The 24,485-nt window shown below is 74.4% G+C and carries 21 protein-coding genes; 7 read left to right on the plus strand and 14 right to left on the minus strand.

The features are described 5' to 3' along the window. The first annotated feature begins 247 nt into the window (after positions 1–247). A complete protein-coding gene (locus KGD84_RS11255; RefSeq protein ID WP_220565677.1) occupies positions 248–2,002 on the plus strand; it encodes an ABC transporter ATP-binding protein in 1,755 nt (584 codons plus the stop codon). Between the two features lie 73 nt (positions 2,003–2,075). Here the strand turns inward: KGD84_RS11255 and KGD84_RS11260 are convergent, their stop codons facing one another. The 3 genes from KGD84_RS11260 to KGD84_RS11270 all read right to left on the minus strand — a co-directional run bounded on the left by KGD84_RS11260 (position 2,076) and on the right by KGD84_RS11270 (position 5,286). Beyond that, entirely contained in the window at positions 2,076–3,107 is a 1,032-nt protein-coding gene (locus KGD84_RS11260; RefSeq protein WP_220565678.1) for a tetratricopeptide repeat protein, read from the minus strand. 257 nt (positions 3,108–3,364) lie between these two features. Next, complete coding sequence (locus KGD84_RS11265) at positions 3,365–4,615, minus strand: HRDC domain-containing protein (RefSeq protein WP_220565679.1); 1,251 nt, start codon at positions 4,613–4,615, stop codon at positions 3,365–3,367. Positions 4,616–4,710: 95 nt separating this feature from the next. Further along, positions 4,711–5,286 carry a DUF3000 domain-containing protein gene (locus KGD84_RS11270; protein ID WP_220560230.1) on the minus strand — a complete coding sequence of 192 codons (576 nt, stop codon included), beginning with the start codon at positions 5,284–5,286 and terminating at the stop codon, positions 4,711–4,713. Positions 5,287–5,552: 266 nt separating this feature from the next. Here KGD84_RS11270 and hemE point away from each other — a divergent pair, with 266 nt between their 5' ends. After that, positions 5,553–6,578: a uroporphyrinogen decarboxylase gene (gene hemE / locus KGD84_RS11275; RefSeq protein ID WP_220565680.1), complete on the plus strand. Its 1,026-nt coding sequence runs from the start codon at positions 5,553–5,555 to the stop codon at positions 6,576–6,578. 385 nt (positions 6,579–6,963) lie between these two features. Here hemE and KGD84_RS11280 read toward each other — a convergent pair whose 3' ends face one another. Beyond that, positions 6,964–8,160 carry a DUF4349 domain-containing protein gene (locus KGD84_RS11280; protein WP_338151206.1) on the minus strand — a complete coding sequence of 399 codons (1,197 nt, stop codon included), beginning with the start codon at positions 8,158–8,160 and terminating at the stop codon, positions 6,964–6,966. Between the two features lie 274 nt (positions 8,161–8,434). Here KGD84_RS11280 and hemG point away from each other — a divergent pair, with 274 nt between their 5' ends. Both hemG and hemQ read left to right on the plus strand, forming a co-directional pair. Continuing rightward, positions 8,435–9,892, plus strand: coding sequence for a protoporphyrinogen oxidase (gene hemG, locus KGD84_RS11285; protein ID WP_220560232.1), 1,458 nt, complete (start codon positions 8,435–8,437; stop codon positions 9,890–9,892). Continuing rightward, positions 9,889–10,599: a hydrogen peroxide-dependent heme synthase gene (gene hemQ, locus KGD84_RS11290; RefSeq protein WP_220560233.1), complete on the plus strand. Its 711-nt coding sequence runs from the start codon at positions 9,889–9,891 to the stop codon at positions 10,597–10,599. The genes hemG and hemQ overlap by 4 nt, the downstream gene beginning before the upstream one ends. 165 nt (positions 10,600–10,764) lie before the next feature. Here hemQ and pssA read toward each other — a convergent pair whose 3' ends face one another. The 3 genes from pssA to msrB form a co-directional block, all read right to left on the minus strand. Beyond that, positions 10,765–11,586: a CDP-diacylglycerol--serine O-phosphatidyltransferase gene (gene pssA, locus KGD84_RS11295; RefSeq protein ID WP_255646452.1), complete on the minus strand. Its 822-nt coding sequence runs from the start codon at positions 11,584–11,586 to the stop codon at positions 10,765–10,767. Next, a complete protein-coding gene (locus KGD84_RS11300; RefSeq protein WP_220560234.1) occupies positions 11,573–12,241 on the minus strand; it encodes a phosphatidylserine decarboxylase in 669 nt (222 codons plus the stop codon). Before KGD84_RS11300 ends, pssA begins: the two co-directional genes overlap by 14 nt. Before the next feature lie 169 nt (positions 12,242–12,410). Further along, positions 12,411–12,848, minus strand: coding sequence for a peptide-methionine (R)-S-oxide reductase MsrB (msrB, locus tag KGD84_RS11305; protein WP_220560235.1), 438 nt, complete (start codon positions 12,846–12,848; stop codon positions 12,411–12,413). Positions 12,849–13,090: 242 nt separating this feature from the next. Between msrB and KGD84_RS11310 the strand changes: the two genes are divergently transcribed. Continuing rightward, entirely contained in the window at positions 13,091–13,471 is a 381-nt protein-coding gene (locus tag KGD84_RS11310; RefSeq protein WP_260697212.1) for a hypothetical protein, read from the plus strand. 52 nt (positions 13,472–13,523) lie between these two features. Here the strand turns inward: KGD84_RS11310 and KGD84_RS11315 are convergent, their stop codons facing one another. The 4 genes from KGD84_RS11315 to KGD84_RS11330 all read right to left on the minus strand — a co-directional run bounded on the left by KGD84_RS11315 (position 13,524) and on the right by KGD84_RS11330 (position 19,547). Further along, entirely contained in the window at positions 13,524–14,288 is a 765-nt protein-coding gene (locus tag KGD84_RS11315) for a GntR family transcriptional regulator (RefSeq protein ID WP_220560237.1), read from the minus strand. A gap of 163 nt (positions 14,289–14,451) precedes the next feature. Next, on the minus strand, positions 14,452–15,231 hold the full coding sequence (locus KGD84_RS11320) for a dihydrofolate reductase family protein (RefSeq protein WP_220560238.1): 780 nt from the start codon (positions 15,229–15,231) through the stop codon (positions 14,452–14,454). Positions 15,232–15,411: 180 nt separating this feature from the next. Next, positions 15,412–17,577: a glycogen debranching protein GlgX gene (glgX, locus tag KGD84_RS11325; protein ID WP_220560239.1), complete on the minus strand. Its 2,166-nt coding sequence runs from the start codon at positions 17,575–17,577 to the stop codon at positions 15,412–15,414. A 338-nt stretch (positions 17,578–17,915) separates the two neighbouring features. Then, a complete protein-coding gene (locus tag KGD84_RS11330) occupies positions 17,916–19,547 on the minus strand; it encodes an acyl-CoA dehydrogenase family protein (protein WP_220560240.1) in 1,632 nt (543 codons plus the stop codon). Positions 19,548–19,673: 126 nt separating this feature from the next. On the opposite strand from KGD84_RS11330, the gene KGD84_RS11335 reads away from it, so the two are divergent. Then, a complete protein-coding gene (locus KGD84_RS11335; protein WP_220560241.1) occupies positions 19,674–20,924 on the plus strand; it encodes a hypothetical protein in 1,251 nt (416 codons plus the stop codon). Between the two features lie 16 nt (positions 20,925–20,940). On the opposite strand, the gene KGD84_RS11340 is transcribed toward KGD84_RS11335, so the two are convergent. Both KGD84_RS11340 and KGD84_RS11345 read right to left on the minus strand, forming a co-directional pair. Next, entirely contained in the window at positions 20,941–21,825 is an 885-nt protein-coding gene (locus tag KGD84_RS11340; protein ID WP_220560242.1) for an SDR family oxidoreductase, read from the minus strand. A gap of 75 nt (positions 21,826–21,900) precedes the next feature. After that, positions 21,901–23,052, minus strand: a complete 1,152-nt coding sequence (locus tag KGD84_RS11345; RefSeq protein WP_220560243.1) for an alpha/beta hydrolase — start codon at positions 23,050–23,052, stop codon at positions 21,901–21,903. Positions 23,053–23,123: 71 nt separating this feature from the next. Here KGD84_RS11345 and KGD84_RS11350 point away from each other — a divergent pair, with 71 nt between their 5' ends. Beyond that, positions 23,124–23,729, plus strand: coding sequence for a TetR/AcrR family transcriptional regulator (locus KGD84_RS11350; RefSeq protein WP_220560245.1), 606 nt, complete (start codon positions 23,124–23,126; stop codon positions 23,727–23,729). On the opposite strand, the gene KGD84_RS11355 is transcribed toward KGD84_RS11350, so the two are convergent. Then, positions 23,726–24,382: a pyridoxine/pyridoxamine 5'-phosphate oxidase gene (locus KGD84_RS11355; RefSeq protein ID WP_220560246.1), complete on the minus strand. Its 657-nt coding sequence runs from the start codon at positions 24,380–24,382 to the stop codon at positions 23,726–23,728. The two genes, KGD84_RS11350 and KGD84_RS11355, sit on opposite strands and share 4 nt — an antisense overlap. Positions 24,383–24,485 lie beyond the last annotated feature (103 nt).

A 24,485-nucleotide genomic window follows, 5' to 3' on the forward strand; every position in this document is an offset into this window, starting at 1 on the left:
CCATGCTACTCGCCGGTAACAAATTGCGCGAGTGCCGGATTCCCCGACGTCCGGACGGCGGTCCGGTACTGACGATCGATGGGGTCGGGTTCGAACTTTCGGCCGATGCGCGGGGCGGGGCGGGCCGGTTGACTGGAACGGCCCGCGACGTCCCGCCGCGCCTACTTTCGCACGGTTCGGGGGCCGCGACGGGAAACCGACACGGACGGGGAGACGACCCTTGGCGGACGACCGCGAACACCGGGAGATGCTGCGCGCCGCACCGCGCGCCCCCCTGCACCGACTGCTCTCCCACGCCCGTCCCCACCTGCGGGTCCTGCTGGTGGGCGGCTCGCTGACCCTGGCGGGCGGCGCGGTCGGCCTGGCCCAGCCGCTGGCGGCCCGCTACGTCATCGACGCGCTGGGCGCGGGCGGGCCGCTGCTGGCGCCGGTGCTGCTGCTGGCCGCCGCGGTGGTGGTCGGGGCCCTGATCGGAGCCCTGGGCTCCTTCCTGCTGGAGCGCACCGGCCAGGGCGTCGTACTGGACGTGCGCCGCGGCCTGGCGGGATCCCTGGTCCGGCTGCGGGTCGCCGAGGTCGACCGGCTCACCCCGGGCGACCTGGTGGCCCGGCTGACCGCCGACACCACCCTGCTGCGCACCGTCACCACCAGCGGCCTCACCGACCTGGTCACCGGCGCGGTGCTGCTGGTGGGCGGCATCGCCGTCATGGCGGTCCTGGACCCCGTCCTGCTCCTGGTCACCCTGGGCATGATCCTCGTGGTCGGCGTGCTCATGGCCCTGGTCCTGCCGCGCATCGGCCGGGCCACCCAGGAGGCCCAGGCCGCGCTGGGCGCGATGGGCGGCCGGCTGGAGCGGGTGTTCGGGGCCTTCCGCACGGTCAAGGCGTCCTCCGCCGAGGACACCGAACTCGCCCGCCTGGACGAGGCCGCGGTGGACTCCTGGCGCAAGGGGGTCGCGGTCGCGGGCTGGAGCGCGCTGTCGGGCACCTTCACCGGACTGGCCGTCAACGTCGCCTTCCTGGTGGTGCTGGCGCTGGGCGGCGGCCGGGTGGCGGCGGGCACCCTGGAGGTCTCCACCCTCATCGCGTTCCTGCTGCTGCTCTTCTACCTGATGCAGCCGATCGGGATGCTGGTCACCTCGCTCACCGACCTCCAGGCCGGACTGGCCGCGGTCCGGCGCATCGACGAGGTCGCCGGGCTCGACCGGGAGGACACCGGCGGCGGCACGGCGGGGGCGCCCGAGGCCCCCCGCGAGCCCGCCTCGGTGGTGTTCGAGGACGTCGTCTTCCGCTACCGGCCCGAGCTGCCACCGGTGCACCACGGCGTGTCCTTCGCCGCCTCCGGGGCCGGGCTCACCGCCCTGGTCGGCCCCTCCGGCGCGGGCAAGACCACCGTCTTCTCCCTCATCGAGCGGTTCTACGACGCCACCTCGGGACGCGTCCTGCTCGACGGGACCGACGTCCGCGACCTCCCGCTGCGCGACCTGCGCGCCCGGATCGGGTACGTGGAGCAGGACGCGCCGGTGCTGGAGGGCACCCTGCGGGAGAACCTGGCCCTGGCCGCCCCGGACGCCACCGACGCGGACCTGGCCGAGGCCGTGGCCCGGGCCCGCCTCACCGACCTGGTCTCCCGGCTGCCCGGCGGCCTGGACGGCGTCATCGGGCACCGCGGGGTGACCCTCTCCGGCGGCGAGCGCCAGCGGGTGGCCATCGCCCGCGCGCTGCTGCGCCGGCCCCGCCTGCTGCTCATGGACGAGGCCACCTCGCAGCTGGACGCCGCCAACGAGGGGGCGCTCAAGGAGGTGATGATGGACGCCGCCCGCACCACCAACGTCATCGTGGTCGCCCACCGGCTCTCCACCGTCACCGGGGCCGACCGCATCGTCGTCATGGACGCCGGCCGGGTCCGGGCGGTGGATACCCACGCCGAGCTCCTGGAGGGCGACGACCTGTACCGCGACCTGGCCGCCGGGCAGCTGCTGGCCCCCGCCCAGGGGAACTGACACGAAGGCCCCGTGCCCGGCGGGAGACCGGGCACGGGGCCGTGGATGGCGTGGGAGCCGCGGCGGGCCGGGCTCAGAACAGGGCGTCGGCCTCGCGGTGGCGGCCCGCGGCGCTGTAGGCGCCCGCCAGGTCGCGGCGCAGCCGCAGCGTCAGCCGACGCACCTCCGGGTCGCCGGAGGAGTTGAGCGCCACCCGGTAGGCGTCGCGCAGCGTCTCCACCGCCTCGTCGGTGCGCCCCGCCTGGGTGTAGGCGCGGCCCAGCCGGTGGTGCACGGTCAGGGTGTCCAGGTGGCCCTTGCCCATCCGGCGCCGCCGCCCGGCCAGGACCATCCGCAGCTGGCGGACGGCCTCGTCGTGGCGGCCCGCCATGTTCTGCGCGGCGCTCAGCCCCAGCCGCAGGTCCTCGCTGCGCTCGGCGTCCTGCACGTCCGCCAGCGCCCGCTCGTAGTGCGCCATCGCGGCGTCCAGCCGCCCGCTGCGCCGGTAGCACACGGCCAGCCGGCTGCGCGCCTCCACGGTGTCCTCGTCGCTGGGCCCGAACGCGCTCTCCCGGTCCCGCAGCAGCACCTCCCACTGGGCGGCCGCGTCGGCGGGGCGGCCGGCGTCCTCGAACGCCCAGGCCAGGTTCTCCCGGATGATCTCGGTGCGCGGGTGCTCGGTGCCGAAGACCGCGACGGCCTCGTCCAGGGCCAGCTCGAACTGCTGCACGGCGGCCTGACGGCGGCCCATCTGCGCGTACTTGGTCGCCAGGTTGTTGCGGGCGGTGATGGTGTCGGGGTGCTCGGTGCCCAGGCGCTCCACCAGGGACCGCAGGGTGCGCTCCAGCGAGGCGGCGCGCATCCCGGCGGTGGGGGCGGGCTGTGCGGAGGACCCGGCCCCGCCCGGGCCGGCGGCCGGGGACCCGGCGCCGGGGACTTCGCGGGAGGGGTCGGTGATCACAGCGGTCGGGGCGGTGATCCGTGAGGGAAGGGCGTCGGAGGCCTCCACACCCCGGACGTCCGCCCGCACCGGGGTGGCGTCGGAGGGGACACCCCCGTCGACGGAGCGCACCCGGTCGGTACGCGTACGTCCGGTTCCACCGAACAGCGAACGCCAGAACGACAGCGGACTCACCTCTTTTCCCTGACCGCATCCTCGTGCACGCGCGCACCGGGCCGGACCGCCGGTGCTCCTCGCGCGGTGTGCCCCCACACCGTCGCAACGTTCCCTCTCCACCGTCAAGAGGTCACAGCGCCCTGAAATTCCAAGGCACAGTTCCATAACTTAAACGGACACGAGGCCATGGAACAGGCGGTCCGGGCCCCCTATGTGCGGTGACTTCGGCCACACCGGGGTTGAGGACGCGGAAGAAGGGTAAAGGTTCACCCTTCTTCGGCTGTTCTCAGAGCAGTCGCGAGGGGTTCCGAGGTAAGTCCGATCTGCCACTCCCGGGCCCCGCGCTCGCGCAGGAACGCCCCCACCGAGTCGGGGTCCACGGCCGCCGGCGGCGCCCACGCCAGCCGCCGCACGGTGTCCGGCAGCAGCAGGTTCTCGGTCGGCATCACGACGTCCTCGGCGATGCCCGTGACCGTCGCCCGCGCCGCCTCCAGCCGCCGTGCGGCCTCGGGGGCGCGGTCGGCCCACCGGTTGACCGGGGGCGGCCCGTCACCGGGCGCGTTGGGCCGGGGCAGGTCGGCCTGGGCCATCTCCCGGGCCCGGTCGATCGCCTTCATCCACGTCCCCGGGTACCGGCGCGCCAGTTTGATCCCGAACTGGCGGATGCGGTTCAGCTCCGTGGAGTTCTTGGGCATCGTGGACGCGGCCTCCACGATCGCCGCGTCCGGCAGCACCCGGCCGGGGGAGATGTCGCGCTCCTGCGCGATCCGGTCGCGCTCGTACCACAGCTCCCGCACCGCGGCCAGGGACCGCTGGTTGCGCACCCGGTGGATGCCCGAGGTCCGGCGCCAGGGGTCGGCGCGCGGCTCCTTGGGCGGCGCGGCCAGCACGGACGCGAACTCCTCGCGCGCCCACTCCAGCTTCCCGGCCTCCTCCAGCTCCGTCTCCAGCGCGTCGCGCAGCTCGATGAGGATCTCCACGTCCAGCGCCGCGTACCGCAGCCAGTCCTCCGGCAGCGGGCGCTGCGACCAGTCCACGGCGGAGTGCTCCTTGGCCAGGCGCACGTGCAGCATCCGCTCCACCATGAAGCCCAGGCCCACCCGCTGGTACCCGAGCAGGCGGCCGGCCAGCTCGGTGTCGAACAGCCGCCGCGGGCGCAGGTTGACCTCGCTCAGGCACGGCAGGTCCTGGTGTGCGGCGTGCAGCACCACCTCGGCGTCGCCGACGACCTCGTCCAGACCGCTCAGGTCGGGGCAGGCGATCGGGTCGATCAGAGCCGACCCCGAACCCTCCCGGCGCAGCTGGACCAGGTAGGCGCGCTGTCCGTAGCGGTAGCCCGACGCCCGCTCGGCGTCGACCGCGACCGGGCCGCTGCCGGCGGCGACGGCTGCGACGACTCCGGCCAGGGCGTCGGCGTCGGAGGTGACCTCCGGCAGACCTTCGCGTGGTTCCCGTAGCAGAGGCGCCATCTCGGCGTCGTCGTCACCTGGTTCACGGGGTTCTGTCTTCGAGTTCAACGCGTTCGCCACACCACTACGGTATGCGCTGCCGACACCGCGCGCGGATCCGGACCTGGCCTCCCGGAGCCCGCGAACCCCCGCGGGGGGAGGGCTCAGGGCCGCGCACGCTGCCGGGCGATGTCCGCGACGTCGGCCGGCGGCAGCCCGGCGGCCGACGCCAGCAGGGTCTGCCAGGCCGCCGTGTGCGCGGTCAGGTCGTCGGCCTCGGGGGTCCAGGAGGCGCGCATCTCCACCTCCGTGGTGGCCCCCTCGCCCGCCTTGGTCCCGAAGCCCTCGGTGGTGGCACGGGTGACCGTGCCGCTCAGCGTGTGGTGGGCGGCCCCGCACGAGGCCAGGGCGTCGGTCAGCCAGCTCCAGGCGACCGGGCCCAGCAGCGGATCGGTGGCGATGTCCGACTCCAGCTCGGAGTTGACCTGGCAGACGACCCGGAACGGGCCGGGCCACTCCCGGGTCCCCTCGGGGTCGTACAGGACGATCAGGCGCCCCCAGGCGATCTCCTCGCCGTGCACGGTGACCTGCGCCGACACGGCGGCGGCATGGGGGGCCAGCCGCCCCGGGGCGGGGATCTCCCGGACGGTGATCTCTGACCGGAGGGAGGGGCCGTTCAGGGCCTCGACCGCTCGCCGGAACGTGTCGCCGGCGTCCGCGGCGCTACCGACATCGGGCATGGTGGAAAAGTCAGCCTTCATTGAGTGTGATCGCGTGCTGGCGGGGTGTCGCCCGACAGGGGGCGGTTCCCCCCGGCGCAGGAGGGTGGGCACGCCAACGACCGTGGCACGACTCGCCGCCCCCGGGACGCAGATACCCCGGCGTGTCGGGGTTTTGTGATGATCTTGGGACCGGGCACCGCCCCTCGGGGCGCTGCGCACGGTCACCGTTCGGGGCGATCCGCGTGAGAGCACCGGCCGGGGCATGGCACGATCGAAGGGTGACGCTGCAAGATTCTCCTTTCCTTCGCGCCTGCCGGCGCCTGCCCGTGGACCACACCCCGGTGTGGTTCATGCGCCAGGCCGGGCGCTCCCTGCCCGAGTACCGACGGGTCCGCGCCGACGTGCCGATGCTGGAGGCGTGCGCCCGCCCCGACATGATCACCGAGATCACGATGCAGCCGGTCCGCCGGTACGACGTCGACGCCGCCATCTTCTTCAGCGACATCGTCGTCCCGCTCAAGGCGATCGGCATCGACCTCGACATCAAGGCCGGTGTGGGCCCGGTGGTGGCCGACCCGATCCGCGACGCGGACGGGGTCAAGCGGCTGCGCGACATCGAGCCCGGCGACCTGCCCTACGTGACCGAGGCCGTGGGCATGCTCACCGGCGAGCTCGGCGACAAGCCGCTCATCGGCTTCGCCGGCGCCCCGTTCACGCTGGCCTCCTACCTCATCGAGGGCGGGCCCTCCAAGAACCACGAGCACACCAAGGCGCTCATGTACGGCGAGCCGGAGCTGTGGGACGAGCTCATGCGCCGCCTGTCGGCCATCACGCTCGGCTTCCTGCGCACCCAGATCGACGCGGGCGCCAGCGCGGTCCAGCTGTTCGACTCCTGGGTGGGCGCGCTCAGCGCCGAGGACTACCGCGCCTCGGTGCTGCCCTACACGTCCTGGATCTTCGGCCAGCTCAGCGAGTACGAGGTGCCGCGCATCCACTTCGGCGTGGGCACCGGCGAGCTGCTGGGCCTGCTCAGCGAGGCCGGCGCCGACGTCGTGGGCGTCGACTGGCGGGTGCCGTTGGACAAGGCCGTGCAGCGCGTCCAGCCGGGCACGGCGCTCCAGGGCAACCTGGACCCGGCGACCCTGTTCGCCCCGTGGGAGGTCGTCGCCGAGCGCACCCGCGACATTCTGTCCCGCGGACGCACCGCCGACGGCCACATCTTCAACCTCGGCCACGGGGTCCTGCCGGAGACCGACCCGGACATGCTCCAGCGTCTCACGGAGTTCGTCCACGAGGAGACCTCCGCCTGATCCGCGGACGCGGCGCGGCCCGGACCGCCGCCGGCCCGCGCTCCCGTGCCCGTCGACGGCGCCCGGCCCACCCGGCCGGGCGCCGTCCCCCTTCCGCGGCACCGCGGACACGGCCGGGCCCCGGGACCGCCACCGGTCCCGGGGCCCGCTCATCGGCGGGGTCACCGGCCCGCGGGGTCCTCCCCGGTCCCCTCGGCCTCGCCGGGCGCGGGGATGTCCCCGCCTCTGGGCCCTCCGCCCTCGGCGGGTCCGTTCGCCCTCTGCGGCTCCGTTCGTCCCCTGCGGGTTCCCCCGCCCCTGCGGCGACGTCGACCGTGCGTGCCGAGCCGGGCATGGGCGAGCCCCGGAACCGCCACCGGTCCCGGGACTCGCCCATCGGCGGAGGTCACCGGTCCTTGGGGTCCTCTTCCGACCCATCGGTCTCGTCGGATCCGGCTGCCCCAGTGGCCTCGTCGGCGCTCTCGGTGCTACCGGCGGCCTCGCCGATCCCAGTGGCCTCGGTGCTACCAGCGGGCTCGGCGGTCCCGGCGCCACCGGTGGGCTCGCCGGTGCCCGAGGCCTCGTCGGTCTCACCGGGCCCGGTGCCCTCGGCGGCCTCGCCGGTTCCAGCGGCCTCGGCGGGCGCGGGGGTCCCAGCGGCGGCGGCTCCGCGCACGGGCGGCGTGGGAGCGCCCGGAGCACCGGCGCGGACGGGGACGCGCGGGGCCTGCGCGGCGGAGCGGCGGCGGCGACGGCGCAGCCACCAGACCAGGGCGGTGACCGGCACGGCCAGCACCACGGCGAAGGGCAGCAGCCATCCCAGGGCGACGGCCAGGCCCTCGAACACCGAGACCAGTGCCCGCCAGCCGCGCTCCAGACCGCCCAGGAAGCCGATGCCGTCCTCCGCCGGCTCCTCGATGTAGGTCTGCGGCGGCACCAGCGTGAGATTGACGGTCGAGAGCGACGTCTGGTCCTCCAGGGTCTTCAGGCGCGCCTGGAAGGCCTCCAGCTCGGCCTGGCGGTCCTGGATCTCCCGCTCGACCCGCAGCAGCTCGTCGACGTCGTCGGCCTCCTGCAGGTACCCGCGCAGGGTCTCCAGGGCGGTCTCGGCCGACTCGATGCGGCTCTCGACGTCGGCCACCTCGCCGGTGACGTCCTCCACCGACCGGTTGAGGTCGGAGCGGTCGCCCAGTTCGGCCAGGTCCTCCAGCGCGCCCTCGTAGCCCTCGTTGGGGATCCGCAGGGTCAGGTACGCCTCGGGCGTTCCGCCGGTGGGGGTGGACAGCGACTCGGAGGCGACGTGGCCGCCCGACGCGGCGGCCAGCTCCTTGGCCTCCTGGGCCGCCTCGGCCACGTCGTCCACACGGACCGTGAGGTCGGCGATGTGGATGAGGCTGCGGTCGGACACCTCCGCCTCGGCGTCGACGACCGACGACCCGCCGCCCTCCTCGGCGGCGGCCTCTTCCTGCGACCGGTCCGCCTCGGCGGCGAAGTCCTGCCGGGCGGCGGCCTCGGGCGCCGCCTCGGTGCCCGCGGACCCCCCGCCCGCGTCGTAGGAGGCGGTCATGGGTGACGCGCAGGAGGTCACCAGGAGGGCAGCCAAGCCCGTGGACAGCAAGACCCCGGCGGCACGCCGCGCCGGGGAAGAACCCGAAGTAGCCATGCACCTTGGACGTGGCACCCGTCACCGGCGTTTCGGCCTGCTGGTAACGACCGGACAACGGTCCGAATCGGGCGGAAGGACTCTGCCGACACGGGACGTTCCCCGCGGCTCCCGCGCCCCGCGTCCGCGATCCTTGAGGGGGAGGGCCGCGGTGCGCCGGACGTCACGGGGACGGCGGGACGCTGTGACCCACGGCATCTGGGAAGCTGGGAGTATGCCTGAAGCACCGCACGTCGTCGTGGTCGGGGGCGGGATCTCCGGACTCACCGCCGCGCACCGCCTGGCCGGGCTCGGCGCCTCCGTCACCGTGGTCGAGGCCGCCGACGCGCCCGGCGGCAAGCTGCGCGCCTCGCCGGTGGCGGGCGTGTCCGTCGACGCGGGGGCCGAATCCGTCCTGGCCCGCCGCCCCGAGGCGCTCGCCCTCATCGAGGAGCTGGGCCTGGGCGACCGCCTGGTCCACCCCGGGCCGGGGGCGGCCGCCGTCTACAGCCGCGGCCGCGTCCGCCCGCTGCCCAAGGGCCAGCTCATGGGCGTGCCCGGGGACCTGCGGGCGCTGGCCCGCAGCGGCGTGCTCTCCCCGTGGGGGACCGCCCGCGCCGCCCTGGACCTGGTGCGCCCGCGCACACCGGTGCGCGGCGACCTCCCGGTCGCCTCCTACGTGGGCGTGCGCCTGGGGCACGAGGTCGTCGAGCGCCTGGTGGAGCCGCTGCTGGGCGGCGTCTACGCGGGCCGCGCCGACGAGCTCTCGCTGGAGGCCGCCCTGCCGCAGATCGCGCCGATGGCCCGCGAGGGCGGCTCGCTGATCCGCGGCGTCCGGGCCGCCACCGGGGCCCGCGGCCCCTCCGGCGGCCCGGTGTTCGCCTCCCTGCGCGGCGGTATCGCCGGGCTCGCCGGCGCGCTGGCCGAACGCCACGGCGGGGACGTGCGCACCGGCACCCGCGTCCGCTCCCTGGAGCGCCTCCCCGACGGCTGGCGCGTCCACCTCGACACCGGCGACCGGATCGGGGCCGCGGGCGTCCTGCTCGCCTGCCCCGCCCCGGAGGCGGCCCGGCTGCTCGCCGACCACGTTCCCGAGGCCGCCCGCGAGCTGCGCGCCGTCGAGTACGCGAGCATGGCCCTGGTCACCCTCGCCCTGCCCGCCTCGGCGTTCCCCGCCCCGCTCACCGGTACCGGTTTCCTCGTCCCGGCGGGGGAGGGAGGGCTCACCGTCAAGGCGGCCACCTTCTCCTCCAACAAGTGGCCCTGGATCGCGGAGGAGCTGGCCGCGGCGGGCGAGGACCTGGTCGTGGTGCGCTGCTCCATCGGCCGGTTCGGCGAGTCCGGGGTGCTCGACCGCTCCGACGAGGAGCTCACCGCGGCCGCCCTGGCCGACCTCTCCCGCGTCACCGGCCTGGCGGGGCGCCCGGTCCAGGCCCGGGTGACCCGCTGGGACGGCGGCCTGCCCCAGTACGCGGTCGGGCACACCGCCCGCGTCACCCGCATCCGCGACGCCCTGGCCCGCCACGGCGGGCCGGCCGTGTGCGGTGCGGCCTACGGCGGAGTGGGCATCCCCGCCTGCATCGCCGACGCGGACCGCCAGGCCCGGGACCTGGCCGCCGCCCTCCAGACCGACAGCCGTAACAGCCGCGGCGACGGAGCCGACGGCACCGAACAGCAAGGAGTCAACCCGTGACGGGCCAGCACAGCGGAGCCATCGCCGAGGACGGCGTGGACCTCAACTCCCTCATCCGCTACACCATGTGGTCGGTGTTCAAGGTCGGGAGCCTGGAGGGCGTCGACCGCGCCGCGGCGGCGGAAGAACTGCAGGGCCTGCTCGACAAGGCGGCCGAGCAGGGGGTCACCACCCGCGGCGGCTACGACGTGCAGGGTTTCCGCGCCGACGCCGACATCATGTTCTGGTGGGTGGCCGACACCCACGAACGGCTCCAGGACGTCTACAGCGCGTTCCGCCGCACCGCGGTCGGCCGCGCCGCCACCCCGGTGTGGTCGGTGGTGGGCCTGCACCGCCCGGCCGAGTTCAACCGCGGCCACGTGCCCGCGTTCCTGGCCGGCGAGGAACCCCGCGACAACATCTGCGTGTACCCCTTCGTCCGCTCCTACGAGTGGTACCTGCTCGCCGACGAGGAGCGCCGGGCGATGCTCGCCGAGCACGGCCGCATGGCCGCCCCCTACCCGGACGTGCGCGCCAACACCGTGTCCACGTTCGGGCTGAGCGACTACGAGTGGCTGCTGGCCTTCGAGGCCGACGAGCTGCACCGCATTGTCGACCTCATGCGCCACCTGCGCGGCGCCAAGGCCCGCCTGCACACCCGCGAGGAGATCCCCTTCTACACGGGCCGCCGCAAGAGCGTGGCCCAGCTGGTGGAGTCCCTGGCCTAGGGCGCGGCCGGCGGGTCGGTCCGGGGCGCGGCCGCGGGCCGCGCCGCCTGCGCGCGGACGGCCGCTCCCGGCCGTCGGCGCGGGCGCCGGACACGCACCAGGGGCCCGGTACGACGAAGGGCGCCCCGGCGGATGACCGTCGGGGCGCCCTTCGTGTAGGCGCTCCTACTCCTCGACCGGCTCGGCCGGGGCGGGGACCGGCTCGGCGGCCGCGCGCCGGGTGGCCAGGACGTGGAAGGGGACGGTGACGATGAACAGCAGGACCAGGGCGCTCACCAGGTACACGAGCCACTGCCCGGCGGGCAGGCCCATGCCCCAGGACACCACCAGCGCCACGCCGGCGCCGAGCATGCCCAGCACCATGTACGCCTTGCGGCCGCGCGGCTTGGGGTACTCGATGCGGCTCACCATCAGCCAGGAGATGAACAGCACCGCGACCGCGGCGATCGTCGGGGGCGGGTCCAGCAGCACGACCGTCACCACCGCCATCGCCCCGAACGGGCAGGGCAGGCCGGTGAAGTAGCCGGTGCCCGGCGTCTGGAGGGAGAACCGGGCCAGCCGCACGATCACCGCCAGCAGCACCGCGCCGCCGGCCGCGAGCGACAGCGCCCCGCCGCCGCCCTGGGTGCCCCAGACGACGAACAGGAACGCCGGGGTGAACCCGAAGCTGATGACGTCGGCCAGGTTGTCCAGCTCGGCGCCCATGCCGCTGCCGCCCAGCTTGCGGGCCACCCGCCCGTCGAGCAGGTCCAGCGCGGCCGCCACCAGCATCAGCCCCACGACCGTGGCCATGGCGCTGCGCGGCAGCGGCCCGCCGGCCCCGGCTGCCAGGTGCGTCGACAGCGCGGCGACCAGCGCGCACACGGCCAGGAACCCGCACAGGGCGTTGCCCAGGGTCAGGTAGTCGGCCAGGGCCAGCCGGATGCGGGAGGTGTCGGGGGCGGAGGAGGCGAGGGAGCCGGGGAGCGGGCCGTCAGTCGGCGTCAAGGCGGGTTTCCCCGGCGCGGACGCGTTGGCCGACCTCCACCGCCGGGGTGATCCCGGCCGGAAGATGGACGTCGACGCGCGACCCGAACCGGATGAGCCCGATCCTCTCGCCTTGCTCGACCTTCTGCCCCGCAGCGAGATACGGGATGATACGCCGGACCATCGCGCCGGCGATTTGAACGACCGTGATCTCACCGATCTCGGTTTCAAGGGTCCAGATGACGCGTTCATTACGCTCGCTGTCCTTGTCGAAGGCGGGGCGGAAGCCCCCCGGGCGGTGTTCGACACGGGTCACCACGCCGGCGAGGGGGGCACGGTTCACGTGCACGTTCAGGGGGTTCATGAACACCGCGACCCGGGTCCGGCCGTCGGGACGGACGTCGATGCTCTGGACGACGCCGTCGGCCGCGGACAGCACACGTCCGGTCGCCGGGCCCCGCTCGGGGTCGCGGAAGAACCACGCCATCCCGGCGGCGAGGGCCACCACCGGCACGGCCAGGGCCGTGCGGGCCCGGGAGCCGCGGGCCGCCAGGGCGGCGACGCCGGCGGCGCCGAGCGCGGGGACCAGCCAGGGGGCCGATCCCTGGGCCATGCCCAGGCGCGGACGGGCCGCGGGCCGGTGAGAGACGGATGTGGAAGGTGAGTCGTCGGTCATCGAGCGCTTTCGTCGCGGGTGATTCTGCTCCGGGGGGCGGCGGGGGACCGTCCCGCCGGAACGCTGCATGCGATTATCCCTGATCCGCCGAGGGCGGTGATCGGGTGAACACCGGGCCGCCCTCGGACGACCCGCAGGCGTACGCCCGGAACCAGGATGCTACGCCAACCTACTCCGTAGGCTCCAGGGTCAGGGCCACGGAATTGATGCAGTACCGGTCATCGGTCGGGGTGGCGTATCCCTCACCGTGGAACACGTGCCCCAGGTGCGAGTCGCAGGTGGCGCACCGGACCTCGGTCCGGACCATGCCCAGCGAGCGGTCCTCGACCAGGGTGACGGCGTCGGAGTCGGCCGGGTCGAAGAAGCTCGGCCACCCGCAGTGCGAGTCGAACTTCTCGGTGGACCGGAACAGCTCGCTCCCGCAGCCGCGGCAGCGGTAGACGCCCTCGGTCCTCGTGTCCACGTACTCCCCGGTCCAGGGCCGTTCGGTGGCCCCCAGGCGCAGGACCGAGTACGCCTGCTCGTCCAGCCGCTCGCGCCACTCCCGGTCGGTCTTCGGGATGTCTCCGGTCCCGCCCTGCGGGGCCCTGTCCGCTGTATCAGCCATGTCTTCGACGTTATCCGGAATCGGACACCGGTGTCTCCCCGCGCCCTCGGGACGACGCTTTCGGTAAATCGTCCTTAGCCACGACATACCTCTAACTTCACCAACGGTCGCGTTCGGTGTCCGTCCGTGAGGGTAGGGCATGGAGCAGGGTTCAGTGGTCGAAGCGCAACAAGGCAGGTGACATGGCCGCTACAGCGCAAGAGTCACTCACAGTGAGCAAACGACCGCGGCGCGTCGGATGGATGCGGTACGGACTGTGGTGGTTCGAACAGGCCGCCGCGGGCGCGCGCGGCGGGATCCGCTCCCTGGCCAGGGGAGCGGGCAAGGAGATGCGGCGGGCCGCCGGGCTCACCGCGAAGGCCCTCCCGGCCGGCCTGGAGAAGGCGGAGGCGGAGCCCTGGGACGACCGGAGGCTGTTCGTCGGGCTGACGGCGTTCTCCGTCGTCGCCCTCGCCCTCGCCCTGCTGCTGGGGTTCGGGGTCGCCGAGTGGATGCGGACGGAGGCGGGCGCGCTGCCCATCGTCGGGGTGGGCGCGCTGGCGGTCGGGGTGGTCCTGGCCTGCCTGGCCTACGTGGTGTTCGCCTCCCGGCAGCGCCGTCCCCGGGCCGGGGAGAGGGAATGAACACCCCGGTGGGGCGCCTCCGGGAGCGCCCCACCGCCGGGGTGGGGGCCGGTCAGGCCTCGAAGTCGTACTGCAAGACGTAGGCCGAGCCGTCCATCGTGATGGCGTTGAACTCCACGGGGCGGTGCTCCGCGGTCAGCGCGGTGCGCGCCACCTCCAGCACCGGTGTCCCCGGCGCCAGGGTCAGGGCGCCGGTCTCCTCGGGGGTGGGCATGCGGACCCGGATCTCCTCGGTGAAGCGCGCCGGGGCCAGCCCCCGTTCGGCCAGCCGCGCGTAGATCCCGCCGGGCCCGGTGTCGTTTTCGCGGAACCGCGGCTCGTCCCCCACCGCCGCCAGCGGCAGGTGCGAGACCGCGGTCTGCACGGGGCGGCCGTCCACGAGGTAGCGCCGCGAGCGCACCAGGACCGGCTCGCCCTCGGCCAGCCCCAGGACCCGGGCCACGTGGTCGCGGGCGGCGGCCTCCTCCACCCGCAGGCGGTCCACCTCGTAGCCGCGGTCGTCGCTGTCGGTCTGCCAGATGGCCCGTCCGTTGCCCCACAGCTCCCGGGCCAGGCGCCGGGCCCCGTGTCTTCGCACCGGGCGGAACAGGCGGACGTAGACGCCCGAGCCGCGCACGGCCACGGCCAGGCCCTCGTTGATGAGCACGGAGAGCGCTTGGCGCGCGGTCGCCCGCGCCACGCCGTGGCGCTCCATGAGGACGTTCTCTCCGGGGAGGCGGTCGCCGTCGGCGAACCGCCCGGAGCGGATCTGCTCGCGTAGTTCCTCGGCTATCTCCCTGTAGACCGGTGGAGGGGGTCCGTTTTCGGACGTCGGCACCACGTTCTTCCTCTCGGCCGGGGGCCAGGCCCGGTCAGCCCCGCTGATGCGTTGTGACCACTGGGTGGCACATCTCGGGTATGTCCGGTTGCGGGAAGGTTCATGCGTGATTGAGTGGTGGCCGAAACCGACCGGTTATGGTCAGCGACCGCGGCCTGCGCCGTCAGCGCACGTAGCGTGCGAACAGGGCGTCGTCGGCGGTCAGCAGGTGCGCCATCCGCACGGGCGTGCTCTGCACGGAGAGGAACTCGGGGGCCCCGGGGGTGCCCGGCCCCCCGGCGACGATGCGCGGCGCGCCGGCGCCCAGCAGGTGCGGACTCACCGTCAGGCACAGCTCGTCCAGCAGCCCGGAGGCCGTGAACTCCGCCAGCAGGTGCGGGCCCCCCTCGGTCAGGACGCGGTACAGGCCCCGGCCCGCCAGCGCGTTGACGATGTGCACCGGTGTGACCGACTCCCCGTCGACGACCTCCAGGTCGGCGTGGCGGGCCACGTGCGCGCGGCGCTCGGCGGGGGCCGAGGCGACGGTGAAGACGATGGTGCGCGCGTGCGGGGGCGCGTCGGTGAGCAGGCGGTCGGGCAGGTCCAGGGTCCGCGAGACGACGGCGACGGCCGGGGTCGCCGGGCGTCCGGCGCGCAGCGGGGCCCAGGAGGCCCGGTCCTTGACGGGGCCGTAGTCCTCCACCCGGGCGGTCCGCGCGCCCACCAGCACCACGTCGCACAGCCCGCGCAGGACGCCCATCACCCGGCGGTCGGCGGAGGAGGACAGGTCGCGGCTGCGCCCTGAGGGGCCGATGGCCCCGCCGTCCACACTGGCCACCATGTTGGCCCGCACCCACGGGCGGTCCAGGCCGACCGGGTGGGCGTAGGCGGCGGCCAGGTCCACCTCCCCGCCGGGGGAGGGGAGGAGCTCGCGGAACACCGGGTGCGCATCGTTGCCGACCATGGTGCACCAGCGTAGGGCCTGTACGGGGCGGGGCCGCTCCGCGCGGGGCCCGTGTCGCCGGACGGGGCGCCATCGGGCCCGGGAACGGCGACGGCGGCCCGCCGGGCGCTCAGAGCCCGGCGGGCCGCCGTCCGGAGCCGGGGCCCGCCCCGGCTCCGCCCCTCCTGCGGGTGCCTCCGCTCAGCTCCCCCCGCCGGTGCGGTGGGACACCCGGCGCAGCAGGACCAGCGCCCGGTCGATGACCCGGACCGGGCCGCCCGCCGTGACGAACGGCCGGTCCAGCACGTCCGGCTCCGCGGTGTCCAGCACCGTCTCCCAGGCCATCCCGTACTCGGTGCCCGGCACCGTGAAGTCCACCGCGTCCGCGCCGCTGTTGAGCAGCAGCAGGAACGAGCTGTCCCGGATGCGCCTCCCCCGCGGATCCGGTTCGGTGATGGCGTCCCCGTTGAGGAACACCCCCAGGGCGCGCCCGGGCCTGTTCCAGTCGTCCCCGTTCATCGGCCGCCCGTCCGGGCGCAGCCAGGCGATGTCGGGCAGCCCCTCCCGGTCGTTCTTCGCCGCGGCGCCGCCCTCCACCGGGCCGCCGCGGAAGAACCGCCGGCGCCGGAAGACCGGGTGCTCCCGGCGCAGCCGCGCCAGGTCGCGGACGTAGTCCAGCAGGTCGTTCTCGGGCTCCTCCCCCTCGCCGAGACCGGCCGCCTTCCAGTCGATCCAGGAGATCTCGTTGTCCTGGCAGTAGGCGTTGTTGTTGCCCCCCTGGGTGCGCCCCACCTCGTCCCCGTGGGACAGCATCACCACCCCCTGGGACAGGTACAGGGTGGTGAGGAAGTTGCGCACCTGTCGGCGCCGCAGCGTGATGATCGCCGGGTCCTCGGTGGGGCCCTCCACCCCGTGGTTCCAGGACCGGTTGTCGTCGGTGCCGTCGCGGTTGTCCTCGCCGTTGGCCTCGTTGTGCTTGTGGTCGTAGGCGACCAGGTCGGCCAGCGTGAAGCCGTCGTGGCAGGTGATGAAGTTGATCGACGCCACCGGGCGGCGGCCGTCGTCCTGGTAGAGGTCGCTGGAGCCCGACAGCCGTGAGGCCAGCTCGCCCAGCACCGGCTCGCCCCGCCAGTAGTCGCGCACGGTGTCGCGGTACTTGCCGTTCCACTCGGTCCACAGCGGCGGGAAGTTGCCCACCTGGTAGCCGCCCGGGCCCACGTCCCAGGGCTCGGCGATCAGTTTGACCTGGGAGATCACCGGGTCCTGCTGGACGATGTCGAAGAACGTGCTCAGCCGGTCCACGTCGTGGAACTCGCGGGCCAGCGCCGACGCCAGGTCGAACCGGAACCCGTCCACGTGCATCTCCAGGACCCAGTACCGCAGCGAGTCCATGATGAGCTGGAGCGAGTGCGGGTGCCGGACGTTGAGGCTGTTGCCGCACCCCGTGTAGTCGAGGTAGTAGCGCTGGTCCTGGTCCCCCACCCGGTAGTAGCTGAGGTTGTCGATGCCGCGCAGCGACAGGGTCGGCCCCATGTGGTCGCCCTCGGCGGTGTGGTTGTACACCACGTCGAGCAGGACCTCGATGCCCGCCTCGTGCAGCGACTTCACCATCGCCTTGAACTCCTGGACCTGCTGCCCGCGCGAGCCGCGTGCGGCGTACCCGCTGTGCGGGGCCAGGAAGGCGAGGGTGTTGTACCCCCAGTAGTTGGTCAGCCCGCGCGCCACCATGGCGTGCTCGGGCACGAAGTGGTGCACCGGCATGAGCTCGACCGCCGTCACCCCGAGCGAGGTGAGGTAGTCGATCACCGCCGGGTGCGCCAGCCCCGAGTAGGTGCCCCGCTGGTGCTCGGGGATGCCGGGGTGGCGCATGGTCAGCCCGCGCACGTGCGCCTCGTAGATCACCGTCTGGTGGTACGGGGTGCGCGGTCTGGACTCGTTGCCCCAGTCGAAGAACGGGCTCACCACCACGCACTTGGGCACGTAGGGGGCGCTGTCGGCGGTGTTCTTGCGGCCGGGGTCGGAGAAGTGGTAGCTGAACAGCGATTCGTGCCAGGTGAGATTGCCGTTCAGTGCTTTGGCGTAGGGATCGGTGAGCAGTTTGTTCGGATTGCAGCGCAGTCCGTGCTCGGGTGCGTAAGGACCGTGGACCCGGTACCCGTACTGCTGACCCGGACCGATACCGGGAAGGTACCCGTGCCAGACGAATCCGTCGTATTCGGTCAGGGGTATACGGGTCTCCTCGCCGTCGTCGTCGAACAGGCACAACTCCACCTGGTCGGCGGCCTCGGAGAAGAGCGAGAAATTGGTACCGGACCCGTCGTAGGTCGCACCCAGAGGATAGGAACTACCTGGCCAGACTTCCACCATAGGCGTTATCGGTCTCTTGGTCTCGGGGCTTTCGTGCGGTATCTGGAGATCCGTCCGTGAGCGCTCCCAGTTGCGGTCGGGTGCGCGGACGGTCCGTCGATGGTCCGAAAGCGGATGGTCGTGTGGTGACGACTTCTTTCTTCCGCTCCGGCCGCAGAAGTATGCCGAACTGGACCGATGATCATTCATCGGCCGCCCCGGGCGGGCGGCGGTACCGGTGGAGATCGTGATTTCAGGTGATATGCGAGGCGGCCCGGGAGGGGGAATTCCGACGGGTCCCGCCATTCGCCCCCGCCGGGACCGCGCCGCCCCCGGCCCCGGGGGCGGCGCGGCGACGGTCAGGCCCCGGGCCGGGCCCGGTCCAGGATCAGGCCCGTGTCCACGCCCCGGGGCAGGGTGCCGAACACGTGCCCCCACTCGCCGCCCAGCCGGGAGGCGGTGAAGGCCTCGGCCACCGGGGTGGGGGAGTGGCGCAGCAGCACCGAGGCCTGGAGTGTGAGCGCCATCAGCTCCACCACCGAACGCGCCCGGTACTGGACCTCCTCCAGGTCGCCCAGGGTCTGCTCCAGCCGCTTGACGGCCGTGTCGTAGTGGTCGTCCACGCCCCGGGCGGCGTCCAGCTCGGTGAGGAACGCCGCCACCGACTCGGGGTTGCGGCCCATCGCGCGCAGCACGTCCAGGGCGGCCACGTTGCCCGAGCCCTCCCAGATGGAGTTGAGCGGGGAGTCCCGGAACAGCCGGGGCATGCCCGACTCCTCCACGTACCCGTTGCCGCCCAGGCACTCCAGCGCCTCGGCGGCGTGCGCGGGCTGGCGCTTGGTCACCCAGAACTTGCTCACGGCCACGGCCAGCCGCCGGAAGGCGGTCTCGGCCTCGTCGCCGCGCACCGACCGGTCCACCGCCCCGGCCAGCCGGGTCATGAGCGCCGTGGCCGCCTCCGACTCCAGCGCCAGGTCGGCCAGCACGTTGCGCATGAGCGGCTGCTCCGCCAGCCGCCTGCCGAACGCCGACCGGTGCTCGGCGTGGTGCAGGGCGTGGGTCAGCGCCGCCCGCATGCCCGCGGCCGAGCCGATGACGCAGTCCAGCCGGGTGCTGTTGACCATCTCGATGATGGTCGGCACCCCGCGGCCCGGCTCGCCCACCAGGTGGGCCACCGCGCCGTCGTACTCCAGCTCCGCCGAGGCGTTGGACCTGTTGCCGAGCTTGTCCTTGAGGCGCTGGATGCGCAGGTCGTTGCGGGTGCCGTCCTCCAGCACCCGCGGCACCAGGAAGCAGCTCAGCCCCTCGGGCGCCTGGGCCAGGGTGAGGAAGAAGTCGCTCATCGGCGCGGACGTGAACCACTTGTGCCCGGTGAGCAGGTGGTGGCCGTCGGCGGTGGGCACCGCGCGCGTGGTGTTGGCGCGCACGTCCGAGCCGCCCTGCTTCTCGGTCATGGACATGCCCGCGATGAGGCCGCGCTTGGTGTGCGGGGCGCGCAGCCCGAAGTCGTAGGTGCGCGAGGCCAGCAGGGGCTCGTACCGCTGCGCCAGTTCCGGGGCGTGGCGCAGCGCGGGGACCGCCGCGTAGGTCATGGAGATCGGACAGCCGTGGCCCGCCTCGGGCTGGGACCACAGGTAGAACTTGGCGGCCCGGGCCACGTGGGCGCCGGGCCGGTCGTCGGCCCAGGGTGCGGCGTGCAGGCCGAACTCGACGGCCTGGTCCATGAGGACGTGGTAGGCGGGCTGGTAGTCGACCTCGTCGATCCGGTGCCCGTAGCGGTCGTGGGTGCGCAGGACGGGCGGGTAGGCGTTGGCGGACTCGCCCCAGGAGCGGACCCGCTCCGTTCCGGCGGCGTCGCCCACCTCGCGGACCTCGGGCTCGGCCCAGGCGGCGCCCTCGCGCCGCACGCCCTCCAGCAGGGCGGGGTCGTCGGCGGCGTTGTAGTCGCCGAGCGGGGCGGCCTGGTTGAACACCTCGTGTGTCGGGGGCATGGCGTACTCTTCCGTTCCTGTTCGCAGGCGGCCGGGTGCCGCGCATCCTATCCCGTCGCGACCAGGGGTAACAGAATCGGGTTCGGTTCCGCCCCGGGCCGGCCCCCGCCGGTGGAGAATGACACGATGACCTTCACGGATCCCGCTCCCGCCCAGGCCCCCGAGATGCCGCCCCCCGAAGAGATGTGGGCGGGGCCCGCCGCGATCGCCGTGCTCGGCGCACTGGTCCCCGACCACGGCTCGCCGTGGCAGCGGTGGGGCCGCGCACTGGACCACGACCACAGCGAGGGGCGGTGCTGCCTGGCCCTGGTGGAGGGCGGCCGCGCCGTGCTGTTCGGATACGACGTCGACGGCTCTCGCACACGGCGCGCGGCCCCGGCCGTCGACCTGCTCGCCGGCGGCCCCGGCTGGCTGCCCTGGGAGTGGCTGGACAAGGCCCTGCGGGACGCCGAGATCGTCTCGTTCCTCGCCTGGTGGGACGGCCGCGCCTGGTACCGGGCGCCCCTCCCGGAGGGGGCCGACGAGGTCCTGTCCCCGGACGCCGACGCCGACGACGTGTACGAGTCCCTGCTCGAGTTCTGCCTCGACGGCGGGTGGGACGATGACGACGAGGACTCGCAGGAGCGGCAGGACGCGCTCAGATCCGGCCTGGACGCCCTGGTGGCCGCCGCCTCCGAGCGGCGCCTCGGCGAGGGCGTGCTGAAGGGGCTCGCCGACGCCCTGCCCGACCCGGACGCCGCCGACACCGAGGGGGCGCTGGCCGAGGCCCGCCGGCTCGGGCTGACCGGCGAGGAGGAGCCTCCGGCGCTGCCCGCCGGGACGGGCGAGCCGGCCGGCCGCCGCGTCCACCTGCCCGAGGGCCAGGCGGGCGCGTCGGTGGGGGTCGCCGCCCGCGGTGCAGCGGAGAGGCCGCGGCCCGAACCCGGAGAACCCGGGCCGGCCCTGCGGGCCTTCCTGGACTGGGCGGGCGGGCACGCCCCGGCCGGGGTGACGGTCTCCGCCGTCGGATACGGCGACATCACCGTCCGGGTCGGCGGGGCGCACCTCCCCGCGCCCCCCGGCGGGGGCGCGGACCCGTCGGCCGCCCTGGCCCGGGCCTGGCGGGAGGAGGAGGCCGACCCGCGCAGCGGCGCGTGGCTGTACGCGCGCGTCGACACGGGGCGGGGGACCGTGGAGCGCTTCTACGACGGCCTGCCCGACCGGGCGCACCCCGCCGAGATGTCCACGCGCGCCCTCGAACGGCTGCGCGGGGAGATGGCCGCCCGCGACGGAGAGTGGCGCCCGGACTGGGCGGCGCTGCTGGCCGAGGACTTCGTCCGCGACGGCGCACCGCCCCGCCTGTGCTGGAACCCGGGCATCCCGCTCTCCCTGGGCTGAGGCCGCGCCCCGCGGGTCAGCGGCCCACGCCCAGCGAGAAGCCGCCGTCGGTGGTGATCACCTGCCCGATGACCCACCGGCCCTCGTCGGACGCCAGCCAGCCCACCAGCCGGGCCGGGTCGGACGGGTGCCCGAACCGGCCGAACGGGGTCGCCGCCAGGACCTGCTCGATGAGCTCCGGGGAACGGTCGGTGGACTCCGGGTCCAGGTACCCGGTGTTCACCGGACCGGGGTTGACCGTGTTCAGGACGATGCCGTGCGGCAGCAGCTCGGCGGCCGCGGTGGCGGTCAGCCCGGCCAGCGCCGCCTTGCTCGCCGCGTAGGCCACCTCACCGACCATGGGGCCGTGGATCTGCCCGGAGGTCGTCCAGAACACCCGGCCGGTGGCGTGCTCGTCCAGAGGCCCGGAGAACTCCTGCCGGTCGCCGGGGCGGGCTCCGGGCGCCTCCTCCAGCCCGGCGAACGCCTTGGCGAAGTGCGAGGTCAGCAGCAGGGTGGACCGGGTGTTGACCGACCAGTGGCCGTCCAGCTTCTCCGCGCTCATGTCCAGGAGGGAGCCGTCCCCGCCCGAGCGCGCGTGGTTGCACACCAGCACGTGTAGGGAGCCGGTCAGCTCCCGGGCGGCGGCCACGAGACGCTCGGGGGCGTCGGGCTCGGCCAGGTCCAGGCCCAGGTCCCCGAAGGCGGCGCCGGGGCGCAGCGCTTTCCGGAGCCCCGTGCGCACCCCGTCGAGGTCGTCGGGGCCCCAGGGCTGGTCGGCGTCGTGCGACCGGTGGTGGTGGACGAACAGGTCGGCGCCCAGTTCGGCCAGTCGCGCGGCGATCGCGTATCCGATGCCCCTGCGCCGGGAGACCCCGGTGACCAGGGCGGTCCTGCCGTGCAGCGGAAGTGGGTTCGTCATGGTCGCGATCCTAGGAACCCCGGCCCCTTCCCCGCACCGCCTTTTCGGCCGGCCCCGCCGCCCTTCCGCGGCCCCTCAGCCGGTGTGCCGGCCGAGGAACACGGACAGCTCGTGGCGGGCCCACTGCGAGGCCAGGCCGCCCCAGTTGAGGTCGAACATGTGCTCGGCCCACGGGATCTCCACCAGCCGGTGCTCCACACCCGCCTCCGCCAGCCGGGCGGCCAGGCGGCGGTTGTCCCCGGGGTCCAGGAACAGGTCGTGTCCCGCCGTGATGAGGAGCGTGGGCGGGGCGTCGGGCGAGACGCGGTGCAGCGGGGACATCGCGGCGTACACCTCCGGGTCGCCGTCGGTCATCCGTTCGCCCTCCTGGTCGAGCTGCGCGGCCAGGGGGGAGCTGCGCAGACGCCAGGGGTAGGGCGGCGCGTCGGCGGTGCCGTCGGCCACCGAGTACCAGGCCGCGACGGCCGCCACCGGCACGTGCTCCACGGGGCAGCTCGGCGGGATGTCCCCGGCGGGGGTGTAGGCGGCCAGCAGGGCGAGCAGGCCTCCGGCGGACTGGCCGGTGAGGACGATGCGGTCGGGGTCGCCGCCGTACCCGGCCGCGTCCTCCCGGATCCGGCCCAGCGCGCAGCGCACGTCGGCGACGGCGGCGGTGCCGTCGCCGTCGGGGAAGAAGCGGTAGTCGACCTCGAAGACCACGTGGCCCCGGTCGGCCAGCCAGGTGTCCCAGCGCGGCAGCAGGCTCTGCGGCAGGTCCTCGGCCCCGCCGTGCACGTTGACCACCACGGGCAGGGGCCCGTCCGCGGGCTCCCGCGGCCGCCAGACGTCCATCTCCAGGTCCTCGCCGCCGGGGGAGGCGTAGACCAGGGTGAGCGGTTCCCGGTCGGCGGAGGTGGCGAGGCCGTCGGCGTAGCCGCCGAGCGAGACGGGTGCTCCCGCCTGCCGCGCCGCCCACCAGGTGGTCGCGGGCGGGACCAGGGCGGCGGCCAGCGCCACCGCGTTGACGGCGGCCAGGACCGCCGCCGCGCGCGGGCGGGCGGCGCGCCCGGCCAGGGCCAGGAGCGCCCCCAGGGCCGCGACCGCGGCGGGGACCAGCGCGAACTCCAGGACGATCAGGCCGTACTGCCAGAAGTCCCAGGAGGGCGGTGGGAGCAGCACCACCGTGGCCGCCGCCGCGACGGCCAGGACGGTCAGCCCGGACAGGAGGAGACAGACGAAGCGGACCATGTGGAACCCCAATTCGATACGAGCGTAATGATACGAATGTATCGAATAAGGGCGCGTGCCACAATGGGCCGGTGCCCAAGTACGTCGACAAGGACGCGCGCCGCCGCGAGGTGGCCGCGGCGCTGCGGCGCGTCGCCGCCCGCGAAGGACTCGAAGCCGTGAGCATCCGCACCGTCGCCGCCGAGGCGGGGCTCTCGGCGGGGGCGGTCCAGCGCGACTTCGCCACCAAGGACGAGCTCCTGGCGTTCGCCTTCCACGACACCGTCGCGGCCGTGGAGGAGCGGTTCTCCCGCATCCGCATCGGCCCGGGCCGGGCGACCTTCGCCGAAGGACTGCGCGCGGTCCTGCTCGACCTGCTGCCCACCGACGACGAGCGGCGGGCGCAGGCGCGGGTGTGGGCCGCGTTCTACGCGCGGGCGGCCCTGGTCCCCGACTTCGCCCGCACCCTCGCCGACCTGGACGGGCGCGCCCGCACCGCGCTGCGGGCCGCCCTCTCCTACGCCTCCGAACAGGGGGAGCTCGCCCCGGGCCTGGACCCCGGGGCGGCGGTGGAACTCCTGCTCGTGCTCGTCGACGGCATCTGGCTCACCGCCGTCCGCCAGCCCCCGGGCGCCTCACTCGACCCGCAGCGCGCGGCGGTCGACGCCGCCGTCACCGCGGTCACCGGGACCCCCTAGGGCCAGAGGAGGCCGCGCTCCCAGGTCCCCCGGGACTCCTCGCGCCGGTAGCGCAGGCGCACGTGGCGGCGGTCCGGGGAGCCCTGCCAGAACTCCACCTCCACCGGCCGGACCACGTACAGCCCCCAGTCGTCGGGCACCAGGGACGGGTCGGCCTCCACCCGGGCCCGGCTCTCGTCGAAGGCCCGGTCCATCTCCGCGGGGTCGGCCAGCGGGTCGCTCTGGCGGCCGTGCAGCCCGGCCGCCCGCGACGCCGGCGGCCGGGAGCGGAAGTCCGCGGCGCACAGCCCCGGCGTGGCGAGCTCCGCGACCCCGCCCACCCGCACCTGGCGGCCCTGCTCGCGCCAGTGGAACAGCAGCGCCGCCTGCGGGTCCGCGGCCAGCTCCCGCCCCTTGCGCGAGGTCGTCGTGGTGGCGAACCACCACCCCTCGGGGGTGAGGTCCTTGAGGATCACCACCCGCGCCGACGGCGCCCCGGCCTCGTCGGCGGTGGCCACCGCCATGGCGTGGGGCTCGGACACCCCGGCGGCCACCGCCTCCTCGAACCACGCGGTGAACAGCGCGATCGGGTCGTCGGGGGCGGCGGACGGGTCGAACGCGGGCAGGTCCCCGGCGAACACCGGCAGGCCGCGCAGCAGTTCGCGGACGGTCATGGGTCTCCTCTCGGATCGGCGCAGCCCACCCTACGGACCGGCCGCAGAAACGGCAGCCCAAAACTCGCCCAAGCCCCGCGGGCCGCGTGTGTTCCCATGGCCT

Origin of the sequence: Nocardiopsis changdeensis, assembly GCF_018316655.1 — a bacterium.
In the GTDB taxonomy this organism is placed as follows: Bacteria; Actinomycetota; Actinomycetes; order Streptosporangiales; family Streptosporangiaceae; genus Nocardiopsis; species Nocardiopsis changdeensis.

What these genes read in the sequence shown, in the direction of transcription:
- KGD84_RS11255 (WP_220565677.1), top strand. Translation starts at nt 248, where the DNA reads ATGCTGCGCGCCGCACCGCGCGCCCCCCTGCACCGACTGCTCTCCCAC.
- KGD84_RS11270 (WP_220560230.1), bottom strand. Translation starts at nt 5,286, where the DNA reads ATGCCCGATGTCGGTAGCGCCGCGGACGCCGGCGACACGTTCCGGCGA.
- hemG (WP_220560232.1), top strand. Translation starts at nt 8,435, where the DNA reads ATGCCTGAAGCACCGCACGTCGTCGTGGTCGGGGGCGGGATCTCCGGA.
- KGD84_RS11300 (WP_220560234.1), bottom strand. Translation starts at nt 12,241, where the DNA reads ATGACCGACGACTCACCTTCCACATCCGTCTCTCACCGGCCCGCGGCC.
- msrB (WP_220560235.1), bottom strand. Translation starts at nt 12,848, where the DNA reads ATGGCTGATACAGCGGACAGGGCCCCGCAGGGCGGGACCGGAGACATC.
- KGD84_RS11310 (WP_260697212.1), top strand. Translation starts at nt 13,091, where the DNA reads ATGCGGTACGGACTGTGGTGGTTCGAACAGGCCGCCGCGGGCGCGCGC.
- KGD84_RS11320 (WP_220560238.1), bottom strand. Translation starts at nt 15,231, where the DNA reads ATGGTCGGCAACGATGCGCACCCGGTGTTCCGCGAGCTCCTCCCCTCC.
- glgX (WP_220560239.1), bottom strand. Translation starts at nt 17,577, where the DNA reads ATGGTGGAAGTCTGGCCAGGTAGTTCCTATCCTCTGGGTGCGACCTAC.
- KGD84_RS11330 (WP_220560240.1), bottom strand. Translation starts at nt 19,547, where the DNA reads ATGCCCCCGACACACGAGGTGTTCAACCAGGCCGCCCCGCTCGGCGAC.
- KGD84_RS11335 (WP_220560241.1), top strand. Translation starts at nt 19,674, where the DNA reads ATGACCTTCACGGATCCCGCTCCCGCCCAGGCCCCCGAGATGCCGCCC.
- KGD84_RS11340 (WP_220560242.1), bottom strand. Translation starts at nt 21,825, where the DNA reads ATGACGAACCCACTTCCGCTGCACGGCAGGACCGCCCTGGTCACCGGG.
- KGD84_RS11345 (WP_220560243.1), bottom strand. Translation starts at nt 23,052, where the DNA reads ATGGTCCGCTTCGTCTGTCTCCTCCTGTCCGGGCTGACCGTCCTGGCC.
- KGD84_RS11355 (WP_220560246.1), bottom strand. Translation starts at nt 24,382, where the DNA reads ATGACCGTCCGCGAACTGCTGCGCGGCCTGCCGGTGTTCGCCGGGGAC.